At 38.7% G+C, this 15573-nt stretch carries 14 protein-coding genes and 1 other RNA gene; 10 read left to right on the forward strand and 5 right to left on the reverse strand.

The window, feature by feature from the left end:
- Window positions 1-117 precede the first annotated feature (117 nt).
- A complete protein-coding gene (locus tag KO561_RS14720) occupies window positions 118-1047 on the forward strand; it encodes a prenyltransferase (RefSeq protein WP_231094026.1) in 930 nt (309 codons plus the stop codon).
- A 296-nt stretch (window positions 1048-1343) separates the two neighbouring features.
- Window positions 1344-1889: a CBO0543 family protein gene (locus KO561_RS14725; protein WP_231094027.1), complete on the forward strand. Its 546-nt coding sequence runs from the start codon at window positions 1344-1346 to the stop codon at window positions 1887-1889.
- A 431-nt stretch (window positions 1890-2320) separates the two neighbouring features.
- Here the strand turns inward: KO561_RS14725 and KO561_RS14730 are convergent, their stop codons facing one another.
- Window positions 2321-3214 (reverse strand): LysR family transcriptional regulator, encoded by an 894-nt coding sequence (locus KO561_RS14730; protein ID WP_231094028.1) that lies wholly within the window; start codon window positions 3212-3214, stop codon window positions 2321-2323.
- Between the two features lie 388 nt (window positions 3215-3602).
- Between KO561_RS14730 and KO561_RS14735 the strand changes: the two genes are divergently transcribed.
- The 7 genes from KO561_RS14735 (at window position 3603) to KO561_RS14765 (ending at window position 9917) form a co-directional block, all read left to right on the forward strand.
- Window positions 3603-4772 (forward strand): MFS transporter, encoded by a 1170-nt coding sequence (locus tag KO561_RS14735; protein WP_231094029.1) that lies wholly within the window; start codon window positions 3603-3605, stop codon window positions 4770-4772.
- 20 nt (window positions 4773-4792) lie between these two features.
- A complete protein-coding gene (locus tag KO561_RS14740) occupies window positions 4793-5071 on the forward strand; it encodes an HPr family phosphocarrier protein (RefSeq protein ID WP_231094030.1) in 279 nt (92 codons plus the stop codon).
- 196 nt (window positions 5072-5267) lie between these two features.
- Entirely contained in the window at window positions 5268-5417 is a 150-nt protein-coding gene (locus tag KO561_RS14745; protein WP_231094031.1) for a hypothetical protein, read from the forward strand.
- A 795-nt stretch (window positions 5418-6212) separates the two neighbouring features.
- Window positions 6213-7184, forward strand: a complete 972-nt coding sequence (locus KO561_RS14750; protein WP_231094032.1) for an ABC transporter substrate-binding protein — start codon at window positions 6213-6215, stop codon at window positions 7182-7184.
- 54 nt (window positions 7185-7238) lie between these two features.
- Window positions 7239-8255 (forward strand): FecCD family ABC transporter permease, encoded by a 1017-nt coding sequence (locus tag KO561_RS14755; protein ID WP_231094033.1) that lies wholly within the window; start codon window positions 7239-7241, stop codon window positions 8253-8255.
- Window positions 8248-9291: a FecCD family ABC transporter permease gene (locus tag KO561_RS14760; RefSeq protein WP_231094034.1), complete on the forward strand. Its 1044-nt coding sequence runs from the start codon at window positions 8248-8250 to the stop codon at window positions 9289-9291. Before KO561_RS14755 ends, KO561_RS14760 begins: the two co-directional genes overlap by 8 nt.
- Window positions 9288-9917, forward strand: a complete 630-nt coding sequence (locus KO561_RS14765) for an IucA/IucC family C-terminal-domain containing protein (RefSeq protein WP_231094035.1) — start codon at window positions 9288-9290, stop codon at window positions 9915-9917. Before KO561_RS14760 ends, KO561_RS14765 begins: the two co-directional genes overlap by 4 nt.
- 298 nt (window positions 9918-10215) lie before the next feature.
- On the opposite strand, the gene KO561_RS14770 is transcribed toward KO561_RS14765, so the two are convergent.
- From KO561_RS14770 to smpB, 3 genes are all read right to left on the reverse strand, one after another.
- Entirely contained in the window at window positions 10216-10932 is a 717-nt protein-coding gene (locus KO561_RS14770) for a dihydropteridine reductase (RefSeq protein ID WP_231094036.1), read from the reverse strand.
- Window positions 10933-11306: 374 nt separating this feature from the next.
- Window positions 11307-11669: a transfer-messenger RNA gene (gene ssrA, locus KO561_RS14775) on the reverse strand.
- 122 nt (window positions 11670-11791) lie between these two features.
- Entirely contained in the window at window positions 11792-12256 is a 465-nt protein-coding gene (gene smpB, locus KO561_RS14780; RefSeq protein ID WP_231094037.1) for an SsrA-binding protein SmpB, read from the reverse strand.
- Between the two features lie 154 nt (window positions 12257-12410).
- Between smpB and KO561_RS14785 the strand changes: the two genes are divergently transcribed.
- Complete coding sequence (locus tag KO561_RS14785; RefSeq protein WP_231094038.1) at window positions 12411-13274, forward strand: GNAT family N-acetyltransferase; 864 nt, start codon at window positions 12411-12413, stop codon at window positions 13272-13274.
- Window positions 13275-13285: 11 nt separating this feature from the next.
- Here the strand turns inward: KO561_RS14785 and rnr are convergent, their stop codons facing one another.
- Window positions 13286-15562: a ribonuclease R gene (gene rnr, locus KO561_RS14790; protein WP_231094039.1), complete on the reverse strand. Its 2277-nt coding sequence runs from the start codon at window positions 15560-15562 to the stop codon at window positions 13286-13288.
- Between the last annotated feature and the right edge of the window lie 11 nt (window positions 15563-15573).

The following is a 15573-nucleotide window of genomic DNA, read 5'->3' on the forward strand; positions in this document are numbered from 1 at the left end:
TTATCCGGATTGTTATTTGATTGTCTTAATTTGGGAATAATATTGCCAAGTTCCTATCAATCGTTAATTCGTGGAACAACTTGTGAAACAAGAAAATTCAGGTGGTGACGGCACCGTATGAGAAGTACTTCATTTATTACACATGTTAAAGTCGGTTGGATAATGTTGAGGATGATTGCTGTTGTGGCATCTAGCTTTACAACTATCATTTCTACTGTTTTACCGCTGTATTTGTATTACTCGGTCTCTGCGGAAAAATTATATTCTATTTTAGGTCTATTGGTATTGGCTGCTTTCCTTATCCATGGCCTCCTTACCCATCTATTAAATGATTGGGCTGATCATAGATCGGGAACAGATTTACATAGTCCAGGTATTTTGTCTGGTGGGAGTGGAGTTTTTCAATCAGGTCTTGTTGAAGAGGAATCATTATGGCGCTTCGCAAAACAGCTCATGTTCTTTCTTAGTCTGGGCGTAGTTGCACTTCTTTTAATTGGGTATGAAAAACTTGCGGTGTTATTATTAATTGGTTTATGGGGAGCAGTATCGTATTCGTTACCACCATTTCAATTTAGTTATCGCCCTTTTACAGGCGAATGGTTATCGACATTTCCTTCTGTGTTCGCCTTAGGATTGGCTGGAGCATGGTTAGCTTTAGATTCCATTCCTGAATGGGTTATTCAAAATGCGCTCATTAACGGTTTATTTTGTATTTCTTGGATAATGGTTCATCATATACCTGATCGGTATGCAGACCAACTTGCTACTCCTATTAAAGTGACAAGCGTTGTTTGGTTTTTTCGAAAATTCGGAGCTAAATACTGCCGCTTACCTGCTATTATTTATTTTTGTCTAACGGGATTATGTTCTATTTGGCTGGGAATCGATCGGTTCTGGGCGATGATAGGATTATGCTTTTTTGTTGGCATTTCGTTAATTTTAGTAATAACCATGAATATAGAGGACCACGAACAAGTTTCATCACATGAAAAAGTGATTTTACTAATAGCTATGATTAATGGTATTTGGTTAGGTGTCTTTATTTAATTTGTGTTCTAACACCATTATGATACCACACGTATTAGCGAGAACTTATAACAGGGCTATCTTCACAAGCTTTCTTGGTCGCACCCGAGAGTCTGTAAACAGTGAATTTTTCCTCCAATAATTTTATCATGTGAATTGGAATTTTATCTTCGCCCAGCAATGATAAATGACATTATCTAATAAAGATAAACTGTTAGATTATATTATTACAATTATTTTCTCTTTAATTTTAATTTATATCATAATATTTTCTCTTCAGGAAATGATAATAATAATAATTACTTGGCGGTGTCATCATGAGCGAGTTAGGGAAAAAAATTGATACAGTTTCTACCCAGTTAACAGACCTAAGAATAGAGATTTGGACAAAGCATACAGTATTTACATGGCAGTGGTGGATGCTAGTCGTTATTTGTTTACTATTCATTACACTATTGTTTGTATTTATTAAAAAACAAACCGCACTAACAACTGCAGCCTATTTTGGAGTAATTTATATATTAAATAAAAATTTAGATGATGTTGCTACGGCGATGGATTGGTATGATTATCGAATGCAGTTGGAACCTATTATTCCTACGATGTTGCCTGCTAATTTATTTATAATCCCTATCGGTTGTAGCATACTATATCAACGATTTGAAGGATGGAGATCCTTTTTAATATCCATTGGTTTATTTGCGGGATTCGTGTCATATATTGGACTTCCTCTAATGAAAACAATAGATATCTATGTAGAAAAGAACTGGAATCCAAATTTTTCGTTTATTAGTCTCTTGCTCATATCGATACTTAGCAAAATAATCATTGACCAATTAAAACTTTCCTACAAATCAACTTAGAATTTTTTACACGTTCTCTCCTCAAAAGTCGAATTATAAGGACTTCCACCATGTCTTATCTTTTTATGGTAATAGGTATCGAGTTGCTACTCGTAGTTCGAACACAATAGATATTTCAACCAATAATTTTCGATTCCGTTGTGTAAATGAACTCTTAAACTTAAGAAAATGCGGTGTTACATAAACGAATCGCATATACCAAGGACAATTCCGTTAATGAACATTAATGGATTGTTTTTTATGTCTTTAGGTTCACCACATTGAAGAAATCATCCTAATATAGCCATAATTACTTCCTCCAACTTCTCTCCTATCGTGATGAAGCAAAGTGCGTATGTTGCTTACTATGGGTGTTAATATCGTCATTCAGAGCAACAGTTAATAATTACACCTTAATTACAAAAATGCTTAAGAATTTTTCTACTAATACATCAATTCGTAAATTTCGCATTAATCTCTTTCAAAAAAATATCAGCAGCAGAAGAAAAAACTTGATGTTTTTTCCAAACAATATTTAAGCCTGATTCCAGTCTTGGCTCTAGAGGTCTAAAACAAAGGTTACTATCACTAGACGTATTTACTATTTTATCAAGTACTACAGCATAACCAATACCTTCTTCTACCATTATCGCAGCATTATACGCAAGATTATATGTGGTCACGACGTTTAATTTATCAAAATCCTCACCAAACCAATCGGCAAATTCATTTTTAGAAAAAGTTTGTTTCATAGCCTGTCGAGAACAGATTACTGGAACGCTTAATAAATCCGTTGCTTGAATGGTATCTTTTAAGGCAAGAGGACTATCTTTCCTCATTACAACACCCCAAACATCTTTGGCTGGGATATCCACATAATTGTATTTTGATAAATTAGCTGGTTCAATTAAGATTCCAAAGTCAAGCAATCCCCTATCTAGCCGATCCGTTACATCATCTTCGTTTCCGCTGTAAAGGTGATACCGTATATTTGGATTCCTTAACTGTAAATCTTTTACGGCCTGTGCAATATGTTTCATGGCTTCTGTTTCCCCACCACCTATGTAAACATCACCACTAATTGTTTCTTCCATGGAACTAAATTCTTCCTCTAATTTATCAACCATATCAACGATTTCTTCTGCTCTTTTTCGTAGGAGCATTCCTTCATCAGTAAGAACGCTACTGTGATTACTACGAATAAAAAATTTTTTTCCTAACTCTTGTTCAAGATCTTTTAATTGTCTCGACAAGGTTGGCTGTGTTACATGCAAAAATTCAGCAGCTCCTGTAATGCTTCCTTCTCGTGCAACAGTAAGAAAATAACGCAATACTCTTATTTCCACTTAACACTCCTCCTTCCTATTTTATAGTATATCCTTTTAAGACATGCCTATAAAGCATAACTAATTATAAGATATAGGTATTTGTTATAGAGTGAAGGTGCAGCTAAAATAAACAACGAAGGATGAACCAACTGAAAGAGAGGCTGTATTCTAATATGTCCACTATTCAAGATAAATTTGTTGTTATGGGGGCATCAAGTGGTATTGGGGAGGCACCCACCAAGAAACTGGCTGAAGAAAGCCATTAGTACACCTGAAACGGTTGCGGTTAGTGAAGTGAAGTCATCATTGGCCCAACTAAACAAGCTGATTAAACGCTGTATATCTTGCAAAGAAAAATGCCTCCAGCTTACTTGTAGGCATGTGAATGATGATGGGGGTTGTCTTTTTGGTTAAGCGAAATAATTTGTTGATTTTCATATTGATCATAGGAGTTTTCGGCATTATTAATACCGAAATGGGAGTTATTGGAATATTGCCTACCCTCGCTGACCACTACAATGTCAGTGTTTCTCAAGCAGGATTACTAGTTAGTCTTTTTGCACTTGTTGTTGCAGCATCCGGACCAACGATGCCTTTGTTGTTTTCCGCAATAGATCGAAAGAAGGTCATGTTACTAGTACTAGGTGTATTTGTTGTCGGGAACACAGTCTCCATGTTCACAACAAACTTTACGGTTCTATTAATAGCTCGAATCATTCCAGCCTTTTTTCATCCGATTTATTGTTCATTGGCATTTACAGTGGCTGCTGAGTCGGTTAGTAAGGCGGAAGCTCCAAAGGCTGTATCTAAAGTATTTATAGGGGTTTCTGCAGGTATGGTAGTCGGAGTACCAATCGCAAGTTTTATTGCTAGTGTAACTTCTTTGCAAATGGCAATGTCATTCTTTGCTATTGTGAATGCTATTGCATTCATTGCTACATTGTTATTTGTACCATCTATGCCTGTCAAGGAGAGTCAATCTTACGTTTCGCAGATTTCCGTGTTAAAAAAATCAATGACATGGCTCTCTATTTTAGCTGTTATCTTATTAAATTCAGCCATATTCGGAGTTTATAGTTATCTTGTTGAATACCTAGAAACGGTTACCAACATGTCCTCAAACATCATTAGTTTAACGTTATTCATTTACGGCGGAGCAAATATTATAGGTAACATTATTGCAGGAAAGTTACTCACTAATCGTGCTATAAAGACCGTAATCACTTTTCCATTTTTATTAGGGGGCGTTTACATCGTTTTATTTTTCACGGGACAGTTTACCGCACCTATGATAATTGTTACTTTAATTTGGGGAGTCGTAGCCGGTATTGGGGCGAATATAAATCAATACTGGATTATGTCTTCCGCTCAAGAGGCACCTGATTTTGCTAATGGTTTATTTATAACAGCCTGTAATATTGGAACAACAATAGGTGCAGCTGTAGGCGGGTTATTTATATCGGAACTGGGGATCCAGTACGTCGTATTCGTAGGATTCCTATCATTAATTTTAAGTTCTGTAATGATTTTTCTGAGAAACTATAAGTTTACGCCTATAAAACAACTATCTAACTAACCATCATATGAGGTGAAAAAGTGAAAATAGCAGAATTAAATATAAATAGGGATACAGGTTTTGCAAGACCCGCAACACTATTAGTAAGTTTAACCCGTAAGTTTAAATCTGATATCTTTCTAGAATATCACGGGGAAACTATTGAAATAAAACACTCAAGTAAGTCCATAATGGATATATTGTCATTGGGAATTGAGCCTGGTGAGCAAATATATATAAAGGCTGTTGGAACAGATCAGGTGAAAGCTATTCAATCGATTAACGAATGTTTATATAAAAAGGGGTTATTTAATAATTAAGGAAGAATTTAAGTAGTTAGACCACATAAAAAGCTGATTTTTACTTCTAGGAAAATCAGCTTTTTGGGTAAAGGAATAGAACAAGCTAATCTTTTTAACCTCTATTCTTTCAAAGTCTTTGTAAATAAGTTAAACATAACTCGTATGATTTGGTACACAATAAGCTTGGTTAAAATAATATTTCGAGGAGGATTTTATGCAACAGAATAAAGGAAAAACGGGGTCTAAGACGAAATCAAAAGTTTCTGGAACGGATCCACAAAAAGTTAAGGAAAATATTCAAAAAGATATAAGCCGCGGTGAAGGTGCTATGACATCTCGAGAAGCAGGATCAATGCGGGATTAAAAACCACTCTATGTGGTTTTTTTATCTAAAATAAAAGTATCCTTTTGTTTATTTAAAAGAATATAAATAGAACTAGAAAAAATAAAGCTGTTGAACTAAGTATTATAGAAGAGAGTAACTCTAATAGATGTTCCTTTTTCCGCTCCCGACGAATATATAATTCAAACGGGAAAGCTAATAAAGCCCCTATAATAGGTATTAATATTTGTATATCTTTTTCAATAGGTTTGTAATAAGCAATTTTAAGAAAAACTAAGGAAATACTACTTAATAAAATGAAGACGAAAAAAAACTTTCATTTTAGCTTTGTATTCTTGCTCAATCATCTCCCCCAACGTCATTACCTCCATCTTCCATACCACCATCATTGTCGCCGCTGTTGAAGAAATCATTTATAGAATCGATTATACTTTTATTCTGACTAGCCCCATTATTCAACTTATGATGAGTAATAAAGCCGCCATCTCCTTTTGAATACTATAAGAATTTTTCACCAAAATCAACACACGTTCGTCAATTTATCACACTTTTTTCGTAGAGAAAATCGATTCATCTCCCACTAATTGCTTAACAATTTGAAGGAGTCTTCTCGATTAAGAACGATAAATATTGCCTAGTATAACTACAGGTATGATTGAAAATATAAACTCCATAAAATATCTCTCCCTCAAATTATAAGTGTTCTTTTTATATTCCTCAACTGGCATTGACAATGATTCTCATTTAAAGTAAAATTCAGGTTATTGATAATGATTATCAATATCAACACAATAAAACCACATAGGAGGCCTTCATATGACAAAACTCTTTTCAAAATACGGCATACTTACACTTTTTCTATTGATAACAGTATTTCTTACTGCATGCGGCAGCTCGGATTCTTCCTCTGCTGATTCACAAAACGAAGAAACGAGCGAGGAGACTCGCACCATTGAACACGCAATGGGCACGACAGAAATTGAAGGAACACCCGAAAGAATCGTGACGCTTTATCAAGGAGCTACCGATACCACAACTGCTTTCGATGTAGAACCAGTCGGTATAGCAGAATCATGGGTACAACAACCGATTTATGAATACCTTCGTGATGATTTAGAAGGTACTCCAATCATCGGGCAAGAAACTCAGCCAAATTTAGAAGAAATTGCAGCACAAAATCCCGACGTTATTTTCGCTTCCAAAATGCGTCACGAGGATATCTATGAAAAGTTGAGTCAAATTGCCCCAACAGTAGCCATCGATGCTGTTTACGACTTCAAAGGTACCGTCGAATTGATGGGTGAAACGTTAAATAAACAAGACCGTGCAGAGGAAATTTTATCAGATTGGGACAAGCGCATTGAAGATTTCAATACTAAAGCTATGGAACAACTTGGGGACAAATGGCCGCAAAACATTGCACTAATCAATTTCCGAAGCGATCATGCGCGCATCTATTATGATAGTTTTGCAGGTTCGGTTTTAAGAGAAGCCGGTTTTACACGTCCTGAAAACCAGCAGGGCGAAGACTGGGGCGTCAAGCTAACCGACAAAGAAAGTATTACAGACATGAATGCTGACGTATTCTTCGTCTTTATGGAAGAAGACCCTGCTGTTCAGGATACTTACAACGATTGGACAAGCCATCCTCTTTGGAAAAATCTTGATGCGGTTAAAGACGATCAAGTTCATCGTGTAGATCAAGTTATCTGGAACATGGGTGGCGGAATTCGAGCTGCTACCCTGATGCTAGACGAAGTATATGAACACTATAATCTAGAGAAATAATATGAAAAGATAGGAAGAACCCTTCCTATCTTTCTTACTATGGGGAGAAGCTTAATGAATTCATTTTCAACAAATTCCTACTTTAGATGGTCGCTCATGCTTGGTACAGTAATCTTATTCCTAATCTCGGTCTTGTTGAGCATGGCCATAGGAAAAACCACAATCCCTCTTTCTACCATTTGGGATGCTTTGATTAACTATGATCCATCTAGCACCAATCATATTATTGTCCGTTCGTCGCGTCTGACACGTACGTTGATTGCCATTACAATTGGGGCGAGTCTAGCAATCGCAGGAATGCTCATGCAGGCAATCACACGTAATCCATTAGCTGCTCCGGATATTTTTGGTGTCAACGCAGGAGCCTTGTTCTTCATCGTATTTGCAGCTACTTTCTTATCTGTTGATTCATTGACTGGGTACATGTGGATTGGTTTTTTAGGCGCTGCTATAGCTGGAGGGATCGTATATTTTCTAGGTTCTATTGAAGAAAACGGCTTATCCCCCATTCGCTTAGTGCTTGCAGGGGCAGCAATTAGTGCTCTGTTCATTTCCTTCACCCAAGGAATGCTTGTATTAGATGAACAACGCATGCAAAGTGTTCTTTTTTGGTTGTCTGGGTCTGTTGCTGGAAGGAGTATGGAAATGCTCCTTCCTGTTCTCCCTTTTGTCATCCTCTCCACACTCATTGCTTTTCTGATGGGAAAACCGTTGAATATCTTGATGTCAGGAGAAGATGTCGCAAAAAGCCTCGGTCAGAACACAATACTCGTCAAACTGGTTGCAGGTCTGGTCATTATTTTCTTAGCTGGAAGCTCAGTTGCAATCGCAGGATCAATCGGTTTTATCGGTCTTGTGGTCCCACATATAGCCAAAGGGATTGCGGGGCCAAATTATCAGTGGGGGATTCCGCTTTGTGGTCTGTTAGGAGCTATCTTATTGCTGCTTTCTGATGTCTTCGCAAGGCTGATCATCGCTCCACAGGAAATGCCTATCGGTGCCATGACTGCTCTCGTCGGCGTTCCCTTCTTTGTTTATATAGCCAGAAAAGGAGTGAAGAATCGTGACTGATTATTTTACTATAAAAAATAAATCAGATTCCTTTTCGCAGCAGATCCATAAGCGTTCCTTTTTCCTTTTAATCGTAATAGGATTGTTGACATGTGGAGTGTTTATTCTCAGTTTATCAGTGGGAAGCAGCTATATCCCGGTTTCTTCCGTAATCAAGGAATTATTTGCTGAGAGTGATTATGCATTTGTCCTCAATGAATTACGAGCTCCTCGGGTTTTAATGGCTGTTGTCGTTGGTGCAGGCCTAGGGGTTTCTGGATTGATTTTACAAGGGATGATTCGTAATCCACTTGGTTCTCCAGACATAGTTGGTGTGACCGGGGGTGCGTCAGTAGGAACGGTCGTCTTCATCGTCTATCTGCTAGGTGAAGTGAGCGTTCAATGGTTGCCACTAGCATCAATTATTGGAGCTGCTGTAACTACCGCTATCATCTATTTACTGTCCTGGAAAAACGGTGTAACTCCAATGCGATTGATATTAATTGGAATCGCTGTGTCAGCACTGACCAACGCTGTTGTTACCATGCTCATGGTGTCTAGCGAAGCGACAGTTGCAAGCAAAATTTATTTATGGCTGACCGGAAGCTTGTATGGAGCGAACTGGCAAGAAGTCAAGATCCTCCTTCCTATCATCTTGGTGCTCCTTTGCGCTTCCTTACTATTCACAGGAATTATCAATGTCAAGCAACTCGGCGATGAGGTAGCAACTGGTCTTGGTGTACGTGTCCAACTTTTCCGCTTCCTTCTTCTTACTCTTAGTGTCGGACTCGCTGGTAGCGCTGTTTCTTTTGCAGGAGGAATTGCTTTTGTTGGCTTAATTGCACCACATATTGCGAGACTTCTTCTCAACAGGTCTTTCGGAAATCTTGCAATCGGATCAGCATTTATCGGTGCCTTGATTGTCATGATTGCTGACATCATAGCACGTACAGTTTTTTTGCCTTCCGATATTCCAGTAGGGGTATTCACGGCTAGTATTGGAGCTCCATTTTTTATTTATTTACTATATAGGAATCGAAGGGACATGGGGAAATGATTGCTAATTCTTCTTTATTGGATGAGTCATCTTGTCGGGAATTTTTAAAACACCAACAGAAACGAATTCATGCACCAAACTTAAAAGTGACAGCATCAATGATGATGAAAAAATATGCAGTGGTTCTCCCCCCTCGTATTCTCGATTCTATCATTTTTGAAAGGCAAGGAATAGATATTCCCATCACTGCCTGTCACTTAGGTGAAGACTTAACGTTCTCTGTTGATGAATCACTCGTTGTCAAGACAGAATCAATAGCAGATGCATGGAACAATCTATTTGCTAATCACCTCACTCTTTTACTAATCACTTTTCATTCAACGACGAACCTTCCTGTTCATATCTTATGGGAAAACATCGCTGTACGTTTGAACTCTTATTTTCGAAAAGCGATGGAACGATATCCTGAGCATAATGAGAGGATCAAAGATGTGGTAGAAGAATTACACAGTTTAAGTGGGGAATGTTTCAATTGGGACAATCATCCAATGCGTCCTTATCTAACTCCGACCACCCATTTAACAAAACAATATAAAAGAAAAACATGTTGCTATTTTCATAAATTGGACAAAGACAAAGAAATGTCTCATTGCCTCGTTTGCCCACTGAGAAGCTCCTGTGAATGAGTAGGAGCTCTTTCTTTGTCTTCCTGCTTTTTTCTTTTTTGAATAAGTCTAAAATTGAAAAACATAAAGATTTGACTTTTGAAACGTTTGCTATGTTCTATTGTTTTGGAAGGGAAGATAAGGGGTAAGTAAACGAAGAACTATTCTGCACTACGGTCCAGAGCACTTTTTTCCAAGTCACCAAACAATTCTTCCATATAAAATAAAAGACCGCCATTTTGACGATCTCATTGTTGTATTAAAGCACTAGTTATTGAATTATCTATTTAGTATTTACCAAGTAAATATTTTGTCTCGCTTAGATTGACAAATCCAATGATAAAAACTCAGGCAGTTGTTGTTCATGCTTGTCGAGCATAATCTGTTCTGGCTTGATGCCCTGCTCACGCAGTACTTCAATGTTCTGCACGAGAAATTCGTCGCTTCCGACAACGTAGAAGAGTCCATCCTTGTCTGCAGCAAGATTTTTCACTTCCTCATAGTAGTCTTTACGGTTATCGACGAACTGTGATGTGAACTTCTTGTCAGGTGCGGATTCGAAAATATTAGTGAATAAGAAATCTTTTGATGAATCGATGTTCAGAGAATGAATTTGATTGACGTTGTCAGCACGTTCGAAATAATCAAGTACAAGCGGTCTGAAAGTTGCCAGGCCGACACCTGATGAGAGCAGGTAAACATTTTTGTTTTCTCTTTTAAGCGGTACATTCGAATGAGTTTTAAATATTGCAACTTCATCTCCGACTTCAAGATTTCTTAAAATCGTTTTAAACTCAGAGCACTGCTCTCTGATACGTGTGGTGATACCGATTGACTTTTCATGAGGTAAAGTGGAGATCGACATGTGACGAATCAGGCTACGGTTTGGTTTATCTCCGGCATTAAAACCTTCCAGTGCGAAGTGGGTGTGGGACCCTTCTTCCCATGTAAAGCCTTGTGGACAGTCGAGCAGGTACGTTTTAACCTCAGGCGTTTCTTCCATAATCTTATTTATTTTAGTCCAGTATATTTGCATGATATATTCTCCTTACTCGGGTTATTTGTGGCGTTACTATCTAATATACACTAAGTGATAACAATTCTCAATTAAACGAATTGATTATTTCAGATAATTTATGTAACTTATATTTACTAACAACTTAGAAAAAATCTTGAACCCGAATTATTCTTATTCCAAACGACGTTTTTCAAGAGTATTTTTTTAGTTGTTGCGCAGTATTGGTCTACTATGCAGTACCACAATCTGGCCCTTTAATTGAAAAAGATCCCGAACCATTTCGGGATCTTTCAAGCATAAAGTTCTGCATATTATTTTTAAGGATAAATCTTCATACTATGAAAACTTATGCTTGAAATCTCAAAGACACAAAAAAACCACCAATTATGTATTGGTGGAGACGGAGGGAGTCGAACCCTCGTCCAGAGATATCGGCACTCAGGCATCTACGAGCGTAGTTGGTATATTATCATTCGCTCTCAGTTCGGCCTACCAACAGGCTTCCCTGGAGCTAGCCTGATTCGTCTCTTCTGTCCATCCCCAGGCGGAGGACGACAGCGTAGCCCACTTCAGTTGAGACCCTTCGATCTACCACATGGGCGATGGTAGGAAGGATCCTTTAGTGCTACTTACGCAGCTGCTAAAGAGTAATTGTTTTCTTTGCCAGTTATATTTAGGCGAGTAACGTTTAACGAGTCGTAACCTCGACCCGCAGCCTGAGCTCGACCTACCCCTGTCGAATCCGTAACGTCCCCATGAAATGGGTAAACGGATAAAGGTACCCGAGCACCTGAAAATGTTTCAGTCTTTCAGTAAAGCGACATAACTCATTATAACATCTTGAGCTCTAATATCAAGGTGTTTCCTGTGGTAATTGTTACCTCAAGCTATCTTTAATCGCTCGATCGATGTCACGCTTCGCTTGCTTTTGCTTCAAGTCTTCACGCTTATCGTACTTCTTCTTCCCTTTTCCTAGTCCAATTAAAAGCTTTGCGACTCCATTTTTAATATAGATCTTTAAAGGGACTAATGCATAGCCTTGCTGCTGGGTTTCCCCAATGAGTTTATCTATTTCCTTACGGTGCAACAACAGCTTTCGTGTACGTGTTGGGTCATGGTTGAAACGGTTTCCTTGTTCATAAGGGGAAATGTGTAGGTTCACTAACCATGCTTCACCGCGATCGATTCGTGCAAAGCTATCCTTTAAATTGACACGACCTGCTCGTATCGATTTAATCTCTGTACCTTGTAAAACTAAGCCAGCTTCGAAGGTTTCTTCTATAAAATATTCATGATTGGCTTTTCGATTTTGAGCGATCGTTTTTCCTTGTCCTTTAGGCATAGCCTTTTCCTCCTCTAACTACGTGCATTATATTCTACCAAAAAAGACAGCGTATTCCAATCATATTCCTAGTTGTATCTATAAATGGTCAAATCCATAGACATATTTGTTTATCCCATGAGAAAATATCGGAAAAGAGAAAGGAGGAGTTCCGATGCAGGAAACGCTACAAGTGAGAAAGCTGACGCTTACTGATTTCGATATGGTCAGCCAGATGAAAACAAGTGTAGAAGATGATTACGTCTTACATATTTACGAAAACCTCGTTACGGAAGAGCACCATGGTCTTTATGGGTTATTTGAAGGTAGCAACTTATTAAGCATTGCCGGTTATTCGATTTTCCCAGGTGGATATGCGATGCTCGGGAGACTTCGAAGTGATACACGTATCTTGGCAAAAGGAAATGCAACAGCCATCCTACGTGGCATTATGAACGAGCTGGAACGAGATCCTTCTATTAAATGGATTGGCGCCAACACTAACCTAAATAACCTTGGAGCAAGGCGTGTATTAGCTAAATTAGGTCTCGAGGAAACTACGACGTTACATTCTGTCGTCATTCAAGATACATCCAGGATAAAAGTAACTCCAGGTCCAATTTGGACGAAGGTCGAGGATAATCAGTCAAAAAGAGACTTACTATTTTCTTTAAAAGAGAATGCCTTACATGTATATCCTTATGAATGCTACTATCCATTCCCGCTTTCCGAAGGTCTCATAGATGAAGAAAATTTAGAACAAACAGTCGTGTACCAAAATCCGGAGCATAGCCGCTTCGTTATGATCAAAAAGGACCGTAAAGGCGATTGGTATGCTCAGATTAAATACTTTTGGAATGACCATTATGAGCAATCAGGCTTTTGGGAGACAGTTTTTCATCATTTGGAACAAGAGCCCAATGATATCGGACTTTGGCTAGATTTTTCCGAGATCGGTTATGAACGGATCCCTGATAAGTCAGCTTTTGAAGAAGCCGATCCTTGGGTGCTATATGGCCAATGGACAGAGAAAAGATAGGCGAGTTGCGCCTATCTTTTTTTCTTTTTCTTATTTTTGTTGTTCTTTTTGTTTCCAGAGCCTTTAGGTGGTTTCGCACCTTTATCGGATGGCTTGCCGGTTTTATTTCGCAATCGTTTTGCTGTAATCACTTTCGGACGATCTAATCGTTCACGAGGCTGTTTTGGCTTCATTCCAACAATCTCGAAGTCGACAACCCGTTCCTCGATGTTGACATTGGCTACTTTAACGGTGATTTCATCCCCAATACGGAAAATGTTTCCGGTTCTTTCCCCAATCATCGCATAAGAGCGTTCATCGAAGTGGTAGTAATCGTCTGTTAGGTAGCTAACATGGACAAGTCCTTCTACGGTGTTTGGAAGCTCCACAAATAATCCAAAGTTTGTAACCGAGCTAATAACGCCATCAAATTCTTCTCCAATTTTGTCTGCCATGAATTCAGCTTTTTTCAAATCATCGGTTTCACGTTCAGCATCCACGGCTGCTCGCTCTTTTTCCGATGCGTGTTTGGCAATATCCGGCATGCGATCTCGCCAATGATTCTGCGTTTTATTGTCTAGCTTTTGTTCCACTAAATAAGTCCGAATTAGACGGTGAACGATTAAATCCGGATAACGACGGATTGGCGACGTGAAGTGGGTGTAGAAATCTGTTGCCAAACCAAAGTGTCCAATACTTTGCGGATCGTATTTCGCTTGCTTCATCGAACGAAGCATGAGCTTCGAAATAATCATTTCTTCTTGGGTGCCTTCAACTTCCTCTAAGATCTTTTGTAACGCTTGTGGATGAACATCATTCGCAGTACCTTTCACCACGTATCCTAACGTAGAGATAAATTCAAAAAAGCTTTGCAGTTTATCTTCACTAGGGTCTTCGTGAATACGGTGAATAAACGGAACATCCATCCAGTGGAAATGTTCGGCAATCGTTTCGTTAGCTGCCAGCATAAACTCTTCGATTAATTTTTCCGCAACCGAACGCTCTCTTAGTACAACATCATTTGCTTTTCCTTCTTCGTCTACAAGAACTTTCGCTTCTTTGAAGTCAAAGTCAATCGCTCCTCTATTCATCCGCTTACTACGAAGAATCTGAGCGAGCTTCTCCATATCCTGGAACATCGGGACAAGTGGCTCATACCGCTTAACGAGCTCGTCCTCTTGATGAACGAGAATTTGATTCACATCATGATAAGTCATTCTTTCCGTTGTTTTGATGACACTTTGGAAAATTTCATGACTGACAACTTCCCCATTCGAATCAATTTCCATCTCACAGCCAAGTGTCAGACGATCGACTTGTGGATTTAAGGAACAGATGCCATTAGAAAGTCGGTGTGGAATCATTGGGATAACACGGTCTACTAAGTACACACTCGTGGCGCGTTCTAATGCTTCTTTATCAATGGGAGAATTCTCTTGGACGTAATAACTTACATCCGCGATATACACGCCAAGCTTATAGTTACCATTTTCTAATCGTTTCACGGTTACCGCATCATCTAAGTCTTTTGCGTCTGCCCCATCAATGGTAACGATCTGTTCATCTCGCAAATCTTTTCTATTTTTGATTTCATCCTCGGAAATAGAATCTGGTGTATTAGCCGCTTGTTCCAACACTTCATCCGGGAAATCAATCGTAATACCATGCTTATAAATGATAGAAAGAATATCGATACCTGGGTCGTTTTTATGCCCAAGAATTTGTAGGACTTCCCCTTCGGCACTCATCCGGTCTTCTGGGTATTTAACAATCTTCGCAATGACTTTGTGACCATCAACAGCACCACCAGTAGCTCCCTTCGGAATAAAAATATCATTCGGGATTCGTTTGTCATCGGCTACAACAAACCCAAAATGACCATTATCCTGATAGGTACCTACCACTTGTGCGGTCGCCCGTTCTAGTATTCGAATGACAACACCCTCTGGTCTGTTTCCTTGGGCATTGGTTGATTCAATTCGCACGAGTACTTTATCATTATTCATCGCGGACTGAAGGTCTGCGTGGTTGATATAGACATCGTCTTGATCCTCTTCATCGGGGATTAAAAACGCAAACCCTTTGGCATGCATTTGAATTTTCCCACGAATGAGGTTCATTCTTTCGGGTGGACCGTACCTATTTTTGCGAGTTCGAACAAGCTCCCCCGCTTCCTCCAATTCATTTAACGTCTTCATCAATTGTTTAAAATCATCGGCATTCTTTAATTCTAAGACCTCTTCTATCTCTTGAACAGATAGAGGCTTTGAAGCATTTTCCTGAAAGTATTCCAGAATTTGTTCCTTCATCTTGTGCTTCA

This window comes from Radiobacillus kanasensis, from assembly GCF_021049245.1.
Lineage (GTDB): Bacteria > Bacillota > Bacilli > Bacillales > Amphibacillaceae > Radiobacillus > Radiobacillus kanasensis.